This window comes from Pseudomonas sp. BRG-100 (assembly GCF_000737955.1).
Taxonomy (GTDB): domain Bacteria; phylum Pseudomonadota; class Gammaproteobacteria; order Pseudomonadales; family Pseudomonadaceae; genus Aquipseudomonas; species Aquipseudomonas synxantha_A.
Window position 1 is genome coordinate 190474 of sequence record NZ_JPRX01000001.1, and the last position, 17878, is coordinate 208351.

At 57.4% G+C, this 17878-nt stretch carries 18 protein-coding genes; 9 read left to right on the top strand and 9 right to left on the bottom strand.

Annotation, left to right across the window (positions count from 1 at the left end; all coding sequences use genetic code 11):
* Positions 1-23 precede the first annotated feature (23 nt).
* Positions 24-728: an SDR family oxidoreductase gene (locus tag JH25_RS25995; protein ID WP_032875427.1), complete on the bottom strand. Its 705-nt coding sequence runs from the start codon at positions 726-728 to the stop codon at positions 24-26.
* Positions 729-829: 101 nt separating this feature from the next.
* On the opposite strand from JH25_RS25995, the gene JH25_RS25990 reads away from it, so the two are divergent.
* The 3 genes from JH25_RS25990 to rarD all read left to right on the top strand — a co-directional run bounded on the left by JH25_RS25990 (position 830) and on the right by rarD (position 3839).
* Positions 830-1732, top strand: a complete 903-nt coding sequence (locus JH25_RS25990) for a LysR family transcriptional regulator (RefSeq protein WP_032875429.1) — start codon at positions 830-832, stop codon at positions 1730-1732.
* Between the two features lie 81 nt (positions 1733-1813).
* Positions 1814-2830 (top strand): aldo/keto reductase, encoded by a 1017-nt coding sequence (locus tag JH25_RS25985; protein ID WP_032875432.1) that lies wholly within the window; start codon positions 1814-1816, stop codon positions 2828-2830.
* A gap of 127 nt (positions 2831-2957) precedes the next feature.
* Entirely contained in the window at positions 2958-3839 is an 882-nt protein-coding gene (rarD, locus tag JH25_RS25980; protein ID WP_032875435.1) for an EamA family transporter RarD, read from the top strand.
* 54 nt (positions 3840-3893) lie between these two features.
* Here rarD and JH25_RS25975 read toward each other — a convergent pair whose 3' ends face one another.
* Positions 3894-5123: a dermonecrotic toxin domain-containing protein gene (locus JH25_RS25975; RefSeq protein WP_177327388.1), complete on the bottom strand. Its 1230-nt coding sequence runs from the start codon at positions 5121-5123 to the stop codon at positions 3894-3896.
* 164 nt (positions 5124-5287) lie between these two features.
* Positions 5288-6364: a 4-hydroxyphenylpyruvate dioxygenase gene (gene hppD, locus JH25_RS25970; RefSeq protein WP_032875438.1), complete on the bottom strand. Its 1077-nt coding sequence runs from the start codon at positions 6362-6364 to the stop codon at positions 5288-5290.
* 425 nt (positions 6365-6789) lie between these two features.
* On the opposite strand from hppD, the gene JH25_RS25965 reads away from it, so the two are divergent.
* Entirely contained in the window at positions 6790-8331 is a 1542-nt protein-coding gene (locus tag JH25_RS25965) for an EAL domain-containing protein (RefSeq protein ID WP_032875441.1), read from the top strand.
* 174 nt (positions 8332-8505) lie between these two features.
* On the top strand, positions 8506-8871 hold the full coding sequence (locus tag JH25_RS25960; protein WP_032875443.1) for a histone-like nucleoid-structuring protein, MvaT/MvaU family: 366 nt from the start codon (positions 8506-8508) through the stop codon (positions 8869-8871).
* A gap of 112 nt (positions 8872-8983) precedes the next feature.
* Here JH25_RS25960 and JH25_RS25955 read toward each other — a convergent pair whose 3' ends face one another.
* Positions 8984-9520 (bottom strand): DUF4946 domain-containing protein, encoded by a 537-nt coding sequence (locus tag JH25_RS25955; protein WP_032875446.1) that lies wholly within the window; start codon positions 9518-9520, stop codon positions 8984-8986.
* Between the two features lie 178 nt (positions 9521-9698).
* Between JH25_RS25955 and gloA the strand changes: the two genes are divergently transcribed.
* Positions 9699-10220 carry a lactoylglutathione lyase gene (gloA, locus tag JH25_RS25950; RefSeq protein WP_005788230.1) on the top strand — a complete coding sequence of 174 codons (522 nt, stop codon included), beginning with the start codon at positions 9699-9701 and terminating at the stop codon, positions 10218-10220.
* 83 nt (positions 10221-10303) lie between these two features.
* Here gloA and ahpF read toward each other — a convergent pair whose 3' ends face one another.
* From ahpF to JH25_RS25935, 3 genes are all read right to left on the bottom strand, one after another.
* Complete coding sequence (ahpF, locus tag JH25_RS25945) at positions 10304-11869, bottom strand: alkyl hydroperoxide reductase subunit F (RefSeq protein ID WP_032875448.1); 1566 nt, start codon at positions 11867-11869, stop codon at positions 10304-10306.
* Between the two features lie 130 nt (positions 11870-11999).
* Positions 12000-12563 carry an alkyl hydroperoxide reductase subunit C gene (gene ahpC, locus JH25_RS25940; protein ID WP_005788226.1) on the bottom strand — a complete coding sequence of 188 codons (564 nt, stop codon included), beginning with the start codon at positions 12561-12563 and terminating at the stop codon, positions 12000-12002.
* A gap of 133 nt (positions 12564-12696) precedes the next feature.
* Entirely contained in the window at positions 12697-13629 is a 933-nt protein-coding gene (locus JH25_RS25935; protein ID WP_032875451.1) for a site-specific integrase, read from the bottom strand.
* Between the two features lie 169 nt (positions 13630-13798).
* Here JH25_RS25935 and JH25_RS25930 point away from each other — a divergent pair, with 169 nt between their 5' ends.
* Positions 13799-14806, top strand: coding sequence for a DNA-binding protein (locus tag JH25_RS25930; protein WP_032875454.1), 1008 nt, complete (start codon positions 13799-13801; stop codon positions 14804-14806).
* Here JH25_RS25930 and gorA read toward each other — a convergent pair whose 3' ends face one another.
* On the bottom strand, positions 14807-16165 hold the full coding sequence (gene gorA / locus JH25_RS25925) for a glutathione-disulfide reductase (protein ID WP_032875457.1): 1359 nt from the start codon (positions 16163-16165) through the stop codon (positions 14807-14809).
* Between the two features lie 105 nt (positions 16166-16270).
* Positions 16271-17110, bottom strand: a complete 840-nt coding sequence (galU, locus tag JH25_RS25920) for a UTP--glucose-1-phosphate uridylyltransferase GalU (protein WP_003173830.1) — start codon at positions 17108-17110, stop codon at positions 16271-16273.
* A gap of 311 nt (positions 17111-17421) precedes the next feature.
* Between galU and JH25_RS25915 the strand changes: the two genes are divergently transcribed.
* Positions 17422-17607: a hypothetical protein gene (locus JH25_RS25915; RefSeq protein ID WP_032875460.1), complete on the top strand. Its 186-nt coding sequence runs from the start codon at positions 17422-17424 to the stop codon at positions 17605-17607.
* Between the two features lie 108 nt (positions 17608-17715).
* The coding region (locus JH25_RS28505) for a helix-turn-helix domain-containing protein (RefSeq protein ID WP_032875463.1) at positions 17716-17878 on the top strand (163 nt) is incomplete at its 3' end.

Consider the following 17878-nt stretch of genomic DNA (forward strand, 5'->3'; position numbering starts at 1 on the left):
CAAAGGGCACCGGCGGTGGGCGGTTACAGCTGCCCGCCGCCGTCGATATCGATGATGCTTCCCGTTATAAAGCTGTTCTCCATGGCCAGCACATACCCCGCCGCCACTTCTTCAGCCTGCCCTACCCGGCCAACCGGCAATGCCCCGCCTGCGTTGGCAAACATCGCCACGCGCTGCTCTTGCGCCAACCCGGCATAGGCCGGGGTGTCAATCACGCCCGGGCTGATGACATTGACTCGACGTGGCGCCAGTTCCTTGGCCAGTTGCTTGCCCAATGCTTCGGTCGCAGCGTTGATGCCGGTCTTGATGAACTGCCCCGGTGCCAGCTTGCGCCCCAACTGACCGGAAGTCAGGCTGATGCTGCCGTGTTCATTCAGGAACGGCAGCGCCTGTTGAATCGCACGCAGCGCGCCCCAGAGTTTCACATTGAAATTTTCCTGGGCTTCGTCAAGGTCGGTTTCGATCAGGGGCTTGGCCCGCACCGAAGGGCCCGAGGTGTAGACCAGGTGGTCAAAATGCCCCACCGTTTCGAACAATCGCTGCAACGACTCGCTATCGGTGACGTCCACCGGTTCGCTGCGTACGCCGTTCTCGATGCCGGAGGTCAAGCGACGCCCGGCCAGCACCACGTGCGCGCCGCGAGCGATGGCCGCCTGGGCCACTGCCGCGCCGATACCGCTGCTGCCGCCAATAACGATGACGGTTTTACCGCTCAGAGAAGAGACCATGTGAAAACTACCTGGATAAGAAAGTGAGCCTTCATCTTCACAGCTTGGCAATCGGTGAAAAATCCGGGTAAAACGACAAGATCTTTAAAGGATTTTTATCAATGGGCTCGATTCTCGACCTTGAAGTCTTTGTGCGCAGCGCCGACACCGGTAGTCTGACCGCTGCCGCCCGTAGCCTCGGCCTTACCCCAGCAGCGGCCAGTATTGCCCTCAAGCGTCTTGAAACCCGGCTCGGCATCCGACTGCTTGCCCGCTCCACCCGCAGCATGCGCCTGACCGAAGAAGGCCGGCGTTATCTGGACAGCGTGCGAGTGGCGCTGGAAGCCCTGTCCGAAGGCGAACATGCGATCAAGCAACAAGGCCAAAGCCTCAGTGGTTTATTGCAATTGGCCGCTCCCTCGGACTTTGGCCGCAATGTGCTGCTGGGCTGGCTGGATGAGTTCAAGCTCGAGCATCCGAACATCCGCCTGCAATTGTTACTCAACGACAGCAATGCCGATTTGTTTCGCGACACCGTCGATATCGCCCTGCGCTTTGGCGTGCCGAGGGATTCCAGCCTGGTGGCGCTGCCGGTGGTGCCCGGCCACCAGCGCATCGTCTGCGCCAGCCCCGACTACCTGGCGCGCTACGGTGCACCGCAGGTGCCTGCAGATTTGGCGCAGCACAGTACGCTGCGCTACATGCGCCGCGGGCAGGCCAATAGCACCTGGTATTTCCGCCAGGGCACACTGCTGCAGGAGGTCGAAGTCAGCGGCGACTACCTCAGCGATGACGGTGAAATCGTTCGGCGCTGGGCGCTGGCCGGCCATGGCATTGCCTATAAAGCCAACCTGGATGTGGCCCGAGACATCCAGGCCGGGCGGCTGGTGCCGCTGCTTTCCGACTGGCAAGGCGAACCCACGCCGTTCAACCTGATGTGCCCTCACCGTCTGCAAGTATCGGAGCGGGTGAAAGTGCTGCATCGTTTTTTACAGGCCCGCTGCCAGACATTGCTGCGCGGATGAAGAAATGCGCCCAGGGCTTGTTCCAGAGCCGTCGGGTCTGGTATTGCATGACTCACATTTGCCTGCAATGAGGAGCTTTGCATGATTTACCGCACATTGGGCCAGTCCGGGTTGAAAGTCAGCGCACTGACGCTCGGCACCATGATGTTTGGCGAACAAACCAGCACCGAAGACTCGCTGCGTATCATCGACAAGGCCTGGGACCAGGGTATCAATTTTATCGACACCGCCGACGTCTACACCGGCGGGCGCTCCGAAGAGATCGTCGGCGAAGCCATTGCGCGCAATCGCCAGGATTGGGTGCTGGCCACCAAGGTCGGCTTCGGCCCCGCCGATGGTTTGCCCAACCGCAGCGGGTTGAACCGCAAGCGCATCTTCAATGCGTTGGAAGCCAGCCTTGCCCGCCTGGATACCGATTACCTGGACATCTACTATCTGCACCGTGAAGATCACGACACGCCTTTGGAGGTAACCGTGTCGGCCATTGGCGACCTGATCCGCCAAGGCAAGATCCGCTACTGGGGCCTGTCCAATTATCGCGGTTGGCGCATCGCTGAAGTGATTCGCGTGGCCGAGCGCCTGGGGGTAGATAAACCCATTATCAGCCAGCCGCTGTATAACATCGTCAACCGCCAGGCCGAGGTCGAGCAAATCACAGCGGCGGCAGCCTATGGTTTGGGTGTAGTGCCTTACAGCCCGCTGGCACGTGGGGTGCTCAGTGGCAAGTACGCACCTGACGTTACACCCGAGCCAGGCAGCCGTGCCGCGCGCCAGGACAAGCGCATCCTGGAAACCGAATGGCGGGTGGAATCGCTACGCATCGCCCAGCTGATCCAGCAATACACCCAGGGACGTGGCGTGGGGATTGTAGAGTTCGCAATTGCCTGGGTGCTGAACAACGCGGCAGTGAGTTCGGCGATTGTGGGGCCGCGTACCGAGGCGCAGTGGGATGCCTACACTCACGCGCTGAACGTAAACATCACGCCTGAGGATGAGGCCTTCATTGATTCGCTGGTCACGCCCGGGCACTCGTCCACTCCGGGGTTCAACGACCTGGGCCATTTTGTTTCCGGCCGCGTGGCGTTGCGAGCGGACTGAAATCTGCCTGATAGCATGGAGATTAAAATGTGGGTGGGAGCAAACTCCCGCCCACATTCTATTTCTCGCAAAAAACGCCATACTCCCCTCCTGGAACTGGATATGAATCGGCTTTCGCGAGGACAGTGTGTCTAAAGGTGTTGTGTTATCGGTCTTGGCCTCGGTGTTGTTTGCCGTGATGTATTACTTCACGTCACTGCTCACACCGTTGAGTGGTCTGGAGATTTTCGGCTGGCGCATGTTGCTTACAGTACCGTGCATGACGGTGTTCATGATCGTCAGCGGCGAGTGGCGGCGGGTGTGGGAACTGTTGCGGATGTTGGCGGCCAAGCCGCGCCTGATCGCCGGGGTGCTGGTGTCTTCTGCCTTGCTCGGCGTGCAGTTGTGGCTGTTTATGTGGGCGCCGCTGAATGGGCGCAGCCTGGACGTGTCCGTGGGGTACTTCCTGCTGCCGCTGACCATGGTGCTCACCGGGCGCCTGGTCTACGGCGAGCGGTTGTCAAGGTTGCAACAGATCGCCGTGGTGTTTGCCGCGCTGGGCGTACTGAACGAGTTGTATCAGGCTGGTGGTTTTTCCTGGGCAACGCTGGTGGTGATCATAGGCTACCCGGTGTATTTCGTGGTGCGCAAATACCTGACCACCGATCATTTGGGCGGGCTGTGGCTGGATATGGCGTTGATGCTGCCGGTGGCCTGGTGGTTTGTGCAGAGCGGCGAACAGGGTTTTGCGGTGCTCGATGTGCATCCCAAGCTATACGGGTTGATTCCGATGCTGGGCTTGATCAGCGCTTCGGCGCTGGTGAGCTACATCATTGCCAGTCGCTTGCTGGCCTTCAGCCTGTTCGGGCTGCTGAGCTACGTAGAACCGGTGCTGCTGCTGGCGGTGGCCCTGCTGTTGGGCGAAGGCATCCAAGGCGGGCAATGGCTGACCTATATCCCGATCTGGCTGGCGGTGATGGTCCTGGTGTATGAAGGGTTCAAACATCTAGTGCGTCAGCACCGAGCTTGAGTGGCTGGATGGAAACGGCGCAATGGCGTGGGGTATCCATTCCCCTCTGTCGAGTCAGGTCCTGACTTCGGTCGTCGGTAATTCAGGCGTACCTACGCTTTGTTCAATGACGTCGGCTGTGTTCTCCAACCTTTTCCTCCACTTACCGTAATGGGGGATGTTGCTCTGGATTTGACTGCCCACCCTTTCCAAGTTGGCATCCATCTCTGCCTTATCAACACCAAACACCTTGCCGACACGATTGTCGTGATTCAATTCAAGCAGCGTTCCTTTGATGGGGTCTTTCAGGATGGTTTCGATGGAATTCGCCACGTTGTCAGGAAGACCCAGCGCTTTCAACGCGGTGGCGAGGCCATGCCCAGGACTTCTGAGTTGCTTCAGGAACTCGTCGTAAAGACCCATTAGGTCATTAGCGCGCACGTTGTCCAGGGAGACACTGGTTATTTTCTTGCGGAACTCGTTGAAGGTCATGGGTTCAAGCGGTTTGTTTTGGTTCAACCCGTTTTGGACGAAATAAAATCTCCTCGCCTTGGCGTCCTTTTTTTGGCCGCCGCCTTGCAAGTTTCCATAAGCGTCGTAGCTATAGACGATGGCTTCTCCATCTGGCCGATACCCGACATAAAACGCCTTTCCATCTGGTTCCAGTTTATAGAGCTGCGTTCGCACCAGCCCGTCGACCTGAGCGGGTGGGACCGAGGCGTCTTTGTTCAACCGCTCGAAAATATCCCCCCGCTCATGGCCGAAACTACCCACGACCGCATTAATATCGCCAGCCGCGAACTCGCCGAACTGCTTGTTGACCCGTTCCTGCTGTTTGGGTGCTTCAGGATTGGAAAAATGCTGGGTAAATCGCTTTCGCTCAGTCGGGTCATTGGCTACGTCCTTGAGCCAGGCCGTCATTTCCTCTGCATCCTTGAACTCATGAAACGAGGTCACGTCATCTTCCGGCATATACAGGACGAGATTAGGCCCATCTTCGGTAGGCAGCACCCGCTTGATCACCATCATGTCATTGGACTGGGCGCCATCAACCGCGAATGTCGAGACCTGCACTCCGGGCGCACCCGGTTTGTTGGGTGAGACCACAGCCTTCACCAACTGATAACCCTCGGCACTGAGGGTGTCGCCCAGGAACTCAGTTTCGCCATCATCCAGAAACTTCTTACGCGCCTGATTGACCAGGTCTGCATCATCGGATGAACGCACATAGCGAACTGGCTCGGTCTGTTCCGCTGGTAGGCTGGGCTCGATCGGGCGTTGAGGGGTAGGACAATTCACATTCATAAGCGGACCTCTTCGGAATGGAAGCGCAGGTTTTTCTGCGCTCCTCGCCTCTGTGTGATATTTGAAAAACCATTTGTTCCTATTTCACCGCCCGGCAATTACAACCCGATATAACAGACACAAAAAAGCCCGGTAAAAACCGGGCTTTTTCGTTATCCATTGAATTACTCGGCAGTCAGTACGCCACGACGCACCTGGTCGCGCTCAATCGACTCGAACAGCGCCTTGAAATTGCCTTCGCCAAATCCATCGTCGCCCTTGCGCTGAATGAACTCGAAGAACACCGGCCCCATCAGGGTTTCCGAGAAGATCTGCAAAAGCAGGCGCTTATCGCCTGCAATCGAGGAACCATCCAGCAGGATGCCACGCGATTGCAACTGGTCTACCGGCTCGCCGTGGTTCGGCAGGCGGCCTTCCAGCATTTCGTAGTAAGTGTCTGGCGGTGCGGTCATAAAGCGCATGCCGATCTTCTTCAACGCGTCCCAGGTTTTGACCAGGTCGTCGGTGAGGAACGCCACGTGTTGAATGCCTTCGCCGTTGAACTGCATCAGGAACTCTTCGATCTGCCCGGCGCCCTTGGACGATTCTTCGTTCAACGGGATGCGGATCTTGCCATCCGGTGCGCTCATGGCCTTGGAGGTCAGGCCAGTGTATTCGCCCTTGATGTCGAAATAGCGCGCTTCGCGGAAGTTGAACAGTTTTTCGTAGAAGTTGGCCCAGTAGATCATGCGTCCGCGATAGACGTTATGGGTCAGGTGGTCGATGACCTTGAGGCCGGCGCCTACCGGATTGCGGTCAACGCCTTCGAGATAGACGAAATCGATGTCATAGATCGAGTTACCTTCGCCGAAGCGGTCGATCAGGTACAGCGGCGAACCGCCGATACCCTTGATCGCCGGCAGGTTCAGTTCCATCGGCCCGGTTTCAATATGAATCGGCTGGGCGCCCAGTTCCAGGGCCCGGTTGTAGGCTTTTTGCGAGTCCTTGACGCGGAATGCCATGCCGCACACCGACGGCCCATGTTCGGCCGCGAAGTAGGCGGCGAGACTGCCGGGTTCGTTGTTGAGGATCAGGTTGATCTCGCCCTGGCGATACAGGTGCACGTCCTTGGAACGGTGGGTCGCCACCTTGGTGAAGCCCATGATCTCGAAGATCGGCTCCAGCGTGCCAGGCGTCGGCGATGCGAATTCGATAAATTCAAAGCCCATCAGGCCCATCGGGTTTTCATATTGGTCGGTCATTTCGATGCCTCATCATTCTTGTAGGTAGCAATTGATCAGTTGCGAGCAAGGATGAGGTTCGAGGGTGGCGCACAGGAAAGACCCCGCACGCTGCGGGCGAGGAAGTCACCAAAGATGAGGGGGGAGCCGAGTAGCTTCATGGTGTCATCAGTCTCTGACGGCCGAGGCTTGCGTGAGCGCAAGTCCATATTCTTGTATGCGTAAACCGATTCTACACAGCGTAAACAGATTTGTCCGTACTCTTATCAAATCCCCATTGCCCTGCTTCGTGCAAGAGGTTTGTAGCAAGCGCGCCGGCTGGTTGAGCACCCGGGACACGCGTGAATAGGCCCTCAGCCCAGAATCAACAATCGGTAGCGAGCGTACTTGAGCAATGCCATCTATCATCGGCACATACCCTTTTTTTTCAGCGACTGACTGTCCCTATGCCCCTGACCTCCAAAGGCCCACGAGGCCGAGCCACACGTTACGTCATCAGCGCAACCTGTGGACTGCTCCCGATTCTGCTGGGGGTCGCGATTCTTTACTGGCAAGCTGAACGCACACTTGAACAAAGCACCACACAAACGGCTCAGGAAGCAGTGCGCCAGTTCGATTTGATGCTCGACAATACCGCCCTCGCCGCCCGGGATTTGCTGCCATTGGCAGGCAAACCGTGCGATAACGCGGCGAAACTGGCGCTGCGCGAACAGGTCACGCGCCGGCCGTTCGTACGCGCCACCACGTTGTCCTGGCAGAAAAACATTTATTGCAGCTCACTGTTTGGCGGCGACTACCAATCGCCGGTCAACCCGGACGACTATGTGGATGGCCGGTTGTGGTTGATGAATGGCAACCCTGTCACGCCAGATACTGCGTTACTGGTTTACCGCCTGGTGGAGGGTGAGCAAGGCGCGTTTGCCTCGATCGACAGCTACCACCTCACCAATGCCTTGCGCCTGATCAGTCGTTACGCCTATTTGGTGCTGCAAGTCGGGCCCAATTGGCTGGATGCCGACGGCAAAGTGCATAACGACGCAGTGCCCGTGTTCGCCGTGGCGCATCATCACCTGGCGTCGGCGCGCTATCACTACAGCGTCGAGGCCGGGATGCCTGCCGGGGAAACCTGGCGTTATATGCAGGCCCGCTATCCGGCGGTGTTCAGCCTGGTGGCGTTCTTTGGTGTGCTGGCTGGCATCCTCGCCCATTGGCTGCAAAAACGCTCGTCGGCACCCACCCACGAACTGCAACGTGCATTAAGCGCCAACGAATTTATCCCGTACTTCCAACCCGTGGTGCGCGGTGATACGCGTCAGTGGGCCGGTTGCGAAGTGCTGATGCGCTGGAAACATCCCAAAGAGGGCCTGGTGCGGCCAGATTTGTTTATTCCCCTGGCCGAAGACTCCGGCCTCATCGTGCCGATGACCCGCGCCCTGCTGCGCCAGACCGCCGCGCAACTGGCGCCCCATGCCGAACGCTTCAACCCCGGTTTTCATATTGGCGTGAACATTACCGCGCGGCATTGCCAGGACCTCGAACTGGTGAACGATTGCCAGGAGTTTCTCGCAGCCTTCCCGCCCGGCCAGGTCACCTTGGTACTGGAGCTGACCGAACGCGAGCTGATCGAGCCCACCGAGACCACCCGCAGACTGTTTGACGCCCTGCATCAGTTGGGGGTGATGATCGCGATCGATGACTTCGGCACCGGCCATTCCAGCCTCGGTTACTTGCGCAACTTCAATGTCGACTACTTGAAGATTGATCAGAGCTTTGTCGCCATGATCGGTGTGGATGCACTGTCACGGCATATTCTGGACAGCATCATAGAACTGTCAGCCAAGCTTGACCTTGGCATTGTTGCCGAAGGCGTGGAAACAGCAGAACAGTGTGAATACCTCGTCGCCCAAGGTGTGGATTTCTTACAAGGTTACCTGTTCGGCAAGCCGCTACCCTGCGATGAGTTCATTAAATCGTTAGGCAACCGATGAAAGATTGTTATTTGGACAGAAGACATGATTTACTCCAGAGGGATTAACTACTACAATTTTTCTGCCTGTGCAGAACTCGCAGAAGGGTCTTCTTCGTTGACGTCGTGTTAACGTTTCTGGCTTATAGCTTTGTCTGCAGTTGATATCAGCCACTACACTATTGGAGTACAGATTTTGTCCAGACTCGCCGAATTTCGCGCAGCAGAAAAAGCCCTTCAAGAGCAGCTGGCCCAGCTGGAATCCTTGAAGAATGACGCAGGCTTGAAGAAAGAAATCGAATTCGAAGAAAAGCTCAAAAAGCTGATGGACAGCTACGGCAAAAGTCTGCGCGATGTCATCGCCATTCTTGATCCAGCCCCGCGCAAGGCGGGTGCAACCATCGCCGCAGCGCCAAAGCAGCGCCGTGCACGGGTCGTCAAGGTTTACCACAACCCGCATACTGGTGAGCTGATCGAGACCAAAGGCGGCAACCACCGCGGCCTGAAAGCGTGGAAAGAAGAGTACGGCGCTGCCACGGTAGATTCCTGGCTGCGCGGTTAATCATCCCGCACTAAAAAAAGCCCCGCACATGCGGGGCTTTTTTGCAGTTGACGGTTCGAAAGCGAACTTAACCAGCCGTTCATTTTGTTCAAAACCACTAAAAAGGGTCGATTCAAAGTTTCAGGCTGTTGCGCACCGAACTGACTTCGTCTTTGCTCGCCTCGTAGGCTTGCGCCTGGCCCGCGTAAGAAAATACATAGGCCTTATCTGTACCCACTGCGCCGACTAATGTTTGTGACAACACGTGCCGTCCATTTTCGGTTATCACGCAAGTAGTCTCCAACGCTTCAAGGCGACTCAGTGTCGTAGGATGCATCTTGCTGCACACGCTTTGATAACCGCCCTGGGCGAAATCTTTCTGAATCGATTTGCGCATTTCCAGTAACACGCCTGGAAGATTAACTTTATGTCCGGTTTCAATTGGCGTGCCGGTCAACTCCATGACCATCAGGGTTGCGCCGTTTTCATCATTTTTGATCGCGCGCTGGCGAGACACTGTTTGAGCCTTCGCGGGGACTTCGTCGTCAGATATGACTTCTTCGACCTGCCAGCCGCTGGGCCAATGAATCTCCGGGTCGGCCGCCAATACGAACGGGCTCCCCAGCATCAGGCACAACGTACTCAACAGCGATTTACGAAACTCGATCATTATGAAAAACGCCCAGGGTTCAAGCCGCAAAGTTTGCGGCCCCGGACCCGCCGCTCGCAAGGGCCGCGTGCGTTTTTTCATTTGGCGCGGCAGGTAGCCCTTGCGTATCATGAGCCGGCAGCACGGATGCTTGCCGCACGCCAAGGGACCGCTTTGCCCCATTTTTTCTGGAGGGCCCATGAGCCTGCACGAACTGAACACCTTCCCGGGCGTCACTGCCCAACCTGACACCGCCACTGCAAATTTTGTGTTTAACCACACCATGTTGCGGGTCAAGGACATCACCAAATCGCTGGACTTCTACACCCGCGTGCTGGGTTTCTCCCTGGTTGAAAAACGCGACTTCCCGGAAGCCGAATTCAGCCTGTATTTCCTCGCCCTGGTGGACAAGGCCCAAATCCCGGCCGACGCCGCCGAGCGCACCCAGTGGATGAAATCGATTCCGGGCATCCTTGAGCTGACCCATAACCACGGCACCGAAAACGACGCCGACTTTGCCTATCACAACGGCAATACCGACCCGCGTGGCTTTGGCCATATCTGTATTTCGGTACCGGATATCGTCGCTGCGTGCGAGCGTTTCGAAGCGCTGGGCTGCGATTTCCAGAAGCGCCTGACGGATGGCCGCATGAAGAGCCTGGCCTTCATCAAGGACCCGGATGGTTACTGGGTCGAGATCATCCAGCCGGCGCCGATGTAACACGCGGCGCGTCTCGCGCAGTACGCAGGAATAAAAAAGCCCCATGATTGCTCATGGGGCTTTTTTGGTTTTTCGCGTGTCACTTATGCCGGGGCTGATGTGCGAATCAAGTGATCGAATGCACTCAGGGAGGCCTTGGCACCCTCGCCCACCGCAATGACGATCTGCTTGTAGGGCACGGTAGTGACGTCACCGGCCGCAAATACACCCGGCAGTGAAGTCTCGCCACGGGCATCCACGATGATCTCGCCGCGAGGCGTCAACTCCACCGTGCCTTTGAGCCAGTCGGTGTTGGGCAACAAACCGATCTGCACGAAGATACCTTCCAGGTCGATAGTCTTGAACTCACCACTGTCGCGATCCTTGTAGGCAAGGCCGGTGACTTTCTGACCATCGCCTTTGACTTCGCTGGTCAGCGCGCTGGTAATCACATCCACGTTCGGCAAGCTGTAAAGCTTGCGTTGCAGCACCGCATCGGCGCGCAACTTGCTGTCAAACTCAAGCAACGTGACATGGTTGACGATCCCGGCCAAATCAATAGCCGCTTCCACACCGGAGTTACCGCCGCCGATCACCGCAACGCGCTTGCCCTTGAACAGCGGCCCATCGCAGTGCGGGCAGAAGCACACGCCCTTGGCCTTGTATTCCTGCTCGCCCGGCACACCCATCTCTCTCCAGCGGGCGCCAGTGGCCAGGATAACGGTCTTGGACTTGAGGGTCGCACCGCTTTCGAAGCGAATCTCATGCAACTCACCGGCATTTTTCGCCGGCACCAGGCTGCTGGCGCGCTGCAGGTTCATGATGTCCACGTCGTACTGACGCACATGCGCTTCCAACGCACTGGCCAGTTTCGGCCCTTCGGTTTCCTGTACCGAGATAAAGTTCTCGATGGACATAGTGTCCAGCACCTGGCCACCAAAACGTTCAGCCGCTACACCGGTACGGATACCTTTACGGGCTGCGTAGATGGCCGCCGAGGAACCGGCTGGGCCGCCGCCGACAACCAATACATCGAACGCCTCTTTGGCACTGATTTTCTCGGCGGCTTTTTCGAGGCCGCTAGTGTCGAGCTTGGCAAGAATTTCTTCCAGGCCCATGCGGCCCTGGCCGAAGTTCACTCCATTCAAGTAGACACTGGGCACCGCCATGATCTGGCGTTCGTCGACTTCGGCCTGGAACAGCGCGCCGTCGATGGCCACATGACGGATATTGGGGTTCAGCACCGCCATCAGGTTCAGGGCCTGGACCACGTCCGGGCAGTTCTGGCACGACAGCGAAAAGTATGTCTCGAAGCTGAACTCACCTTTAAGGGCGCGGATCTGTTCAATCACTTCGACACTGGCCTTCGACGGGTGGCCACCGACTTGCAACAGAGCCAGCACCAGCGAAGTGAATTCATGGCCCATGGGGATGCCGGCGAAGCGCAGGCTGATATCGGCACCCGGGCGGTTGATGGAGAACGATGGCCTGCGCGCATCATCGCCATCGGTTTTCAGGGTAATCAGCGTGGTGAGGCTGATGACGTCCTGTAAAAGAGCAAGCATTTCCTGGGATTTCGCGCCGTCGTCGAGGGAGGCGACGATCTCGATCGGCTGGGTGACCCGTTCCAGGTATGACTTCAACTGAGCTTTAAGATTGGCGTCCAACATACGGGCGATTTCCTGTTCATTCGGTTTATTGCAGACAAAAAAACGCCCGAGCGAATCTCGCCCGGGCGTTTTGAGGGCGGATGCAGCTTACTTAAGTGCGGATTCCCGCCCTTGATACGTCTTCACAGACTTAGATCTTGCCGACCAGGTCCAGGGACGGAGCCAGAGTGGCCTCGCCTTCTTTCCACTTGGCTGGGCACACTTCGCCTGGGTGGGCAGCGACGTATTGAGCAGCCTTGATCTTGCGCAGCAGCTCGGAAGCATCACGGCCAACACCACCGTCGTTCAGTTCGACGATCTTGATCTGACCTTCCGGGTTGATCACGAAAGTACCGCGGTCAGCCAAGCCAGCTTCTTCGATCAGCACGTCAAAGTTGCGGGAGATGGTCAGGGTTGGGTCACCGATCATGGTGTACTGGATTTTGCCGATGGCTGGCGAAGTGTTGTGCCAGGCAGCGTGGGCAAAATGGGTGTCGGTGGACACGCTGTAGATTTCGACGCCCAGTTTCTGGAATTCGGCGTAGTTGTCAGCCAGGTCTTCCAGTTCGGTTGGGCAAACGAAGGTAAAGTCGGCTGGGTAGAAGAACACTACCGACCACTTGCCTTTCAGGTCAGCGTCGGTCACATCCAGGAAGCTGCCGTTTTTGAAAGCGGTGGCTTTAAACGGTTTTACTTGGCTGTTGATGATAGGCATCGTTGACTCTCCGTCAGGGGTTAAGAAGTTGATGAGATGAATCCTACCGACTCTTTCGGTCGATGGCCCATTGGCAAACCTGATGCTGATGATTGGCTTTCTCTATCAAGTGGCGGTATTAATAGAAGAAATTTCAAATCAACGGCTGGGTGGCCAGGGTCATGCCGAGAAACGGCGTCGCTTCAACATAGCGCATGGCGGATTTCATGTCGTTCCACCCGACGTAACTCATCAGCGACTTCAAGTCCCAGCCACTGCGATGGGCCCAGGTGGCAAAGCCGCGCCGCAGGGAGTGGCTGGTGTATTGCTCGGCGGGGATGCCTGCACGTTCCAGGGCCTGGCGCAATAATGGGATGACACTATTGGGATGCAGCCCCTCCTCGCCCAGGTTGCCCCAACGGTCGATGCCGCGAAAGACCGGGCCGCGAACCAGCGCCGAGGCGCTGAGCCAGTCGCTGTAAGCTTGCACCGGGCACAGGCGCAGCAGCGCTGGCGTCTGGTACGTCTTGCCCAGGTTTTCCCGATCGCCTTTGCTACGCGGTAGGTACAGGCTGATCCCGGCGCCGGGCACAGCCTGGACGTGCTCAATGCTTAATCGGCACAGCTCATCACTGCGAAACCCCCGCCAAAAGCCCAGCAGGATCAGCGCAGTGTCACGCTTGGCGCGCAGCAATCGGGGCTGGTCCTGGTTTTCGCTGGCCTGGCTTGCTTCAAGCGCCAGTGAAGTGACGACCTGCTCAAGATGCTGTAGCTGCAAAGGCTCTGCCTGCCGCTCGCGCGCTGGATGCACGGCACGAATCCCCTTGAGCACCTTGCGCACCACGGGCGCTTTCGTCGGATCGGCAAAGCCCTGGCTGGTATGCCACTGCGCCAGTGCCGAAAGCCGCAGTTTCAAGGTGTTCACCGCCAACACTCCGGCGTGCGCCACCAGATAACGCGCCACGCTGTCGCTGGTGGCCGGCAGAAACCCTCCCCAACTCACTTCGAAGTGCTCGATCGCCGCACGGTAGCTGCGGCGCGTGTTGTCGCGGGTCGCAGCGTTGAGATATCGATCCAGCTCGCTCATGGGTGTCGTTTCGTACTGCCGTCAGGGGAAGTGGCGGTTAAAACCGTTATGACACGGGATAATACGCCAATATCCCATCTGTTGAATCATGAATTTCAACGATTTTTTATACGTGCTAAAGTATGTATATACATACCATGTACCACAGTACTAAATCGACGGAGACTCCATGGCTCGCGGCGGCATAAACAAAGCAGTAGTTCAAACGGCACGCTTGGCAATCCTTGCCCGCGGCGAAAACCCCAGCATCGACGCAGTACGGATCGAGATGGGTAATACCGGTTCCAAAACCACTATTCATCGCTATTTGAAGGAGCTGGACGAAAGTGAAACCCGGCTGACCATTACCGAGGCGCCGATTGACGACGAGCTAGGCGAGCTGGTTGCACGTCTGGCCCAGCGCCTGAAAGAGAAGGCTCAGGAGCCGATTGACTTGGCGCTGGCGCAATTTGAACAGCAGAAAACCGCCCTGCTCGCCCAGGTTGAGGCGCTTGAAGAGGCACACACTCAGCTCAAGCAGCAATTTGATATCCAGGCCGCAGCCCTGGCGGAAGAAAGCGCTGCGCTGCAAACCGTCAGCACCAGCCTGCAAACCGAGCAAACCCGTAACGCCGGGTTGAGCCAGGCGTGCAGTGATTACGAGTTGCGGATCAACGACAAGGACGAACAGATTCGCTCACTGGAAGAGAAACACCTGCACGCACGCGACGCGCTTGAGCATTACCGCAACGCGATAAAGGAACAGCGCGAGCAAGAGCAGCGTCGCCATGAAGGCCAGCTGCAGCAGGTTCAAGCCGAATTGCGCCAGGCTCAGCAAAGCGCACTCGTACGCCAGGATGAAATCACCCAACTGCATCGCGATAATGAACGCCTGCTGATTGAGCAGCGAGTGACCACCAAGGAACTGAACGCATTGCAGGATCAGACCCGCAAGGATCAGGCCGCACAACTCAAGCTCAATGAGCATCTGAGCAAGATCGACAGCGAGCGCGCCCTGCTTCAGGAGCGCCTGCGGGTTGCAGCACTGGACAGTCAGGCACGCCAGGAGGCGCTACTTGAAAATCAGCAGCGCAACAAGGCACTGGAACTGGACCTGATCAAGGCCCAGGCCAGCATCGACGCGCTGCGCCTGGCCGCCGCCGTTGCAACGGCGCCAGAGACAGCACAACCTTCCTGATCAATCGGCCACAGGCGTGCGCATGGTGACGAACTCTTCGGCCGCCGTCGGGTGCACGCCGATGGTCTCGTCGAAATGCTGTTTGGTCGCGCCCGCCTTGAGCGCGATCGCCAGCCCCTGCACGATTTCGCCTGCATCCGGACCGACCATGTGGCAGCCCAAGACCTTGTCGGTGTCGGCATCGACCACCAGCTTCATCAGGGTCTTTTCCTGGCAATCGGTCAAGGTCAGCTTCATCGGTCGGAAACGGCTTTCAAAGATCTGCACGTTGCGGCCTTGCTTGCGCGCGTCTTCTTCCGTCAGCCCGACGGTGCCGATATTCGGCAGGCTGAACACCGCCGTTGCGATGTTGGCGTAATCCACCGCACGGTACTGCTCAGGCTTGAACAGGCGCCGCGCCACGGCCATGCCTTCAGCCAGGGCGACCGGCGTCAGTTGCACCCGACCAATCACATCGCCAATGGCCAGGATCGATGGTTCGGCGGTCTGGTAAATATCGTCCACCTCAACGAAGCCGCGCTCGTCCAACTTCACACCGGTATTTTCCAGCCCCAGGTTGTCGAGCATCGGGCGGCGGCCGGTAGCATAGAACACACAGTCGGCTTCCAGCACGCGGCCATCCTTCAAGGTGGCCTTGAGGCTACCGTCGGCTTGCTTGTCGATGCGCTCGATATCGGCATTGAACTGCAGGTCCAGCCCGCGCTTGGTCAGTTCTTCCTTCAGGTGGGTGCGCACCGAACCGTCGAAGCCGCGCAAGAACAGGTCGCCGCGATACAGCAAGGTGGTGTTGGCACCCAAACCATGGAAAATTCCGGCGAATTCCACTGCAATGTAACCACCACCCACCACCAGTACGCGCTTGGGTAGCTCTTTAAGAAAGAACGCCTCATTGGAACCGATCGCGTGTTCATGCCCTGGAATTTCCGGGATCTGCGGCCAGCCGCCGGTAGCGATCAGGATGTGCCTGGCAGTAAAGCGCTCGCCGTTAATCTCTACCTGATGCGCATCTACCAGACGCGCATGGCCTTCATGCAGGGTCACCCCGCTGTTGACCAGCAGGTTGCGATAGATGCCATTAAGGCGGTTGATCTCGCGATCCTTGTTGGCAATCAGGGTTGCCCAGTCAAAGTTCGCTTCGCCCAATGACCAACCGAAACCACTGGCTTGCTCGAAGTCTTCGGCAAAATGCGCGCCGTACACCAACAGCTTTTTCGGCACGCAGCCGACGTTCACACAGGTGCCGCCCAGATAGCGGCTTTCCGCAACGGCCACCTTGGCACCGAAGCCTGCGGCAAAGCGCGCCGCACGAACACCGCCGGAACCGGCGCCAATTACATACAGGTCAAAATCGTAGGCCATTTCACTCTCCTCGGCAGAACACCAGCATACCGACTTACATGGGGCTGAAAAACGAAAAAGCCACCCGAAGGTGGCTTTCTCTTGAAACAGTGCGGCAAGCGTGAATCAGTAGGCCTTGCCAGTCTTGTAGAAGTGCTCGTAGCAGAAGTTGGTTGCTTCGATGTAGCCTTCGGCGCCACCGCAGTCAAAACGCTGCCCTTTGAACTTGTAGGCAATTACGCAACCGTCTTTGGCTTGCTTCAACAGTGCATCGGTGATCTGGATTTCGCCACCCTTGCCCGGCTCGGTTTCTTCGATCAGCTTGAAGATGTCCGGGGTGAGGATGTAACGACCGATGATCGCCAGGTTCGACGGAGCATCTTCCGGCGCTGGCTTCTCGACCATGTCACGCACGCGGATCAAGCCATCGCCAATATCGTCGCCGGCGATAACACCGTACTTGTTGGTTTCGGTTGGGTTGACTTCCATCACCGCAACGATGGTGCAGCGGTATTTCTGGTAGAGCTTGACCATCTGGGTCAGCACACCATCACCTTCCAGGTTCACACACAGGTCATCCGCCAGAACCACGGCGAACGGTTCGTCACCGATCAGCGGGCGACCGGTAAGGATAGCGTGGCCGAGGCCTTTCATCTGAGTTTGACGGGTGTAGGAGAACGAGCACTCGTCGAGCAATTTACGGATGCCGACCAGGTATTTTTCCTTATCGGTGCCTTTGATCTGGTTTTCCAGCTCATAGCTGATGTCGAAGTGGTCTTCCAGGGCGCGTTTGCCGCGGCCGGTAACGATGGAGATCTCGTTCAGGCCGGCATCCAGGGCTTCTTCCACGCCGTACTGAATCAGTGGCTTGTTCACCACCGGCAGCATCTCTTTGGGCATGGCTTTGGTCGCTGGCAAGAAGCGAGTGCCGTAACCGGCTGCTGGGAACAAGCATTTCTTGATCATATGAGTCCTTACAAAGGGCTGTGCGTACGGAATTCGGCGCAGTCTAATCAGGCCGCAGTCACCTTACAATGGGTCCTGCTGGCGTTGCGATGTCATCATAGAGAAAAAATGTCGGCGTAAGTTCCGCTGATCTTGCAAAGGGGTTGCCCACGATCAGACGAAACACACCCGCCCCCCCTTTATTTAAAAGGGCTGCAATGGTTTTAGCACGCTTTTCGCCGCCTGGCACTGACCTGCAACAACTTGCGCCCCCCCCTAGCCGTTTGCCGGTATCATGGCCGCCTTGAATCAGACCACGAGATTGCCAATAGATGTCAGAACCCAAAGGTGTAAACGGCTACCTGATCACGCAGCGTGCAGACGGCTGGCACTTGATCAATTTTCACGGCGACAGCGTTGCCGGAACATTTGCGACCGAGAGCCAGGCGATTGCCGTAGCTGAAGTGTTTGTGGATGAAGCAGGCCACGCGTCGAGCAAACGCCCGAAAAACAAGTAAGCCTCGCCACACCGCCACAAAAAAGCCCCGGTCGACGGGGCTTTTTTTTGGACGCTGTCCCGTCCTGAATAAGGTTTACGCCTTCTGGCCTATATTCAGGAGGAGTCAATGGATTCGGGCAAAAGGCGGAGCCAGCGTGACTACACGCTAGCCTTTAAATTATCGGTCGTAGACCAGGTCGAAAAGGGCGAGTTGAGTTATAAAGAGGCTCAACGGCGCTACGGCATTCAGGGCCGGTCCACGGTACTGGTCTGGCTACGCAAGCATGGCT

Bases quoted from the DNA above. Each gene is read 5' to 3' on its own strand.
- JH25_RS25995 (WP_032875427.1), bottom strand. From the start codon at position 728: ATGGTCTCTTCTCTGAGCGGTAAAACCGTCATCGTTATTGGCGGCAGC.
- JH25_RS25990 (WP_032875429.1), top strand. From the start codon at position 830: ATGGGCTCGATTCTCGACCTTGAAGTCTTTGTGCGCAGCGCCGACACC.
- JH25_RS25985 (WP_032875432.1), top strand. From the start codon at position 1,814: ATGATTTACCGCACATTGGGCCAGTCCGGGTTGAAAGTCAGCGCACTG.
- JH25_RS25975 (WP_177327388.1), bottom strand. From the start codon at position 5,123: ATGAATGTGAATTGTCCTACCCCTCAACGCCCGATCGAGCCCAGCCTA.
- hppD (WP_032875438.1), bottom strand. From the start codon at position 6,364: ATGACCGACCAATATGAAAACCCGATGGGCCTGATGGGCTTTGAATTT.
- JH25_RS25965 (WP_032875441.1), top strand. From the start codon at position 6,790: ATGCCCCTGACCTCCAAAGGCCCACGAGGCCGAGCCACACGTTACGTC.
- JH25_RS25955 (WP_032875446.1), bottom strand. From the start codon at position 9,520: ATGATCGAGTTTCGTAAATCGCTGTTGAGTACGTTGTGCCTGATGCTG.
- gloA (WP_005788230.1), top strand. From the start codon at position 9,699: ATGAGCCTGCACGAACTGAACACCTTCCCGGGCGTCACTGCCCAACCT.
- ahpF (WP_032875448.1), bottom strand. From the start codon at position 11,869: ATGTTGGACGCCAATCTTAAAGCTCAGTTGAAGTCATACCTGGAACGG.
- ahpC (WP_005788226.1), bottom strand. From the start codon at position 12,563: ATGCCTATCATCAACAGCCAAGTAAAACCGTTTAAAGCCACCGCTTTC.
- JH25_RS25935 (WP_032875451.1), bottom strand. From the start codon at position 13,629: ATGAGCGAGCTGGATCGATATCTCAACGCTGCGACCCGCGACAACACG.
- JH25_RS25930 (WP_032875454.1), top strand. From the start codon at position 13,799: ATGGCTCGCGGCGGCATAAACAAAGCAGTAGTTCAAACGGCACGCTTG.
- gorA (WP_032875457.1), bottom strand. From the start codon at position 16,165: ATGGCCTACGATTTTGACCTGTATGTAATTGGCGCCGGTTCCGGCGGT.
- galU (WP_003173830.1), bottom strand. From the start codon at position 17,110: ATGATCAAGAAATGCTTGTTCCCAGCAGCCGGTTACGGCACTCGCTTC.
- JH25_RS25915 (WP_032875460.1), top strand. From the start codon at position 17,422: ATGTCAGAACCCAAAGGTGTAAACGGCTACCTGATCACGCAGCGTGCA.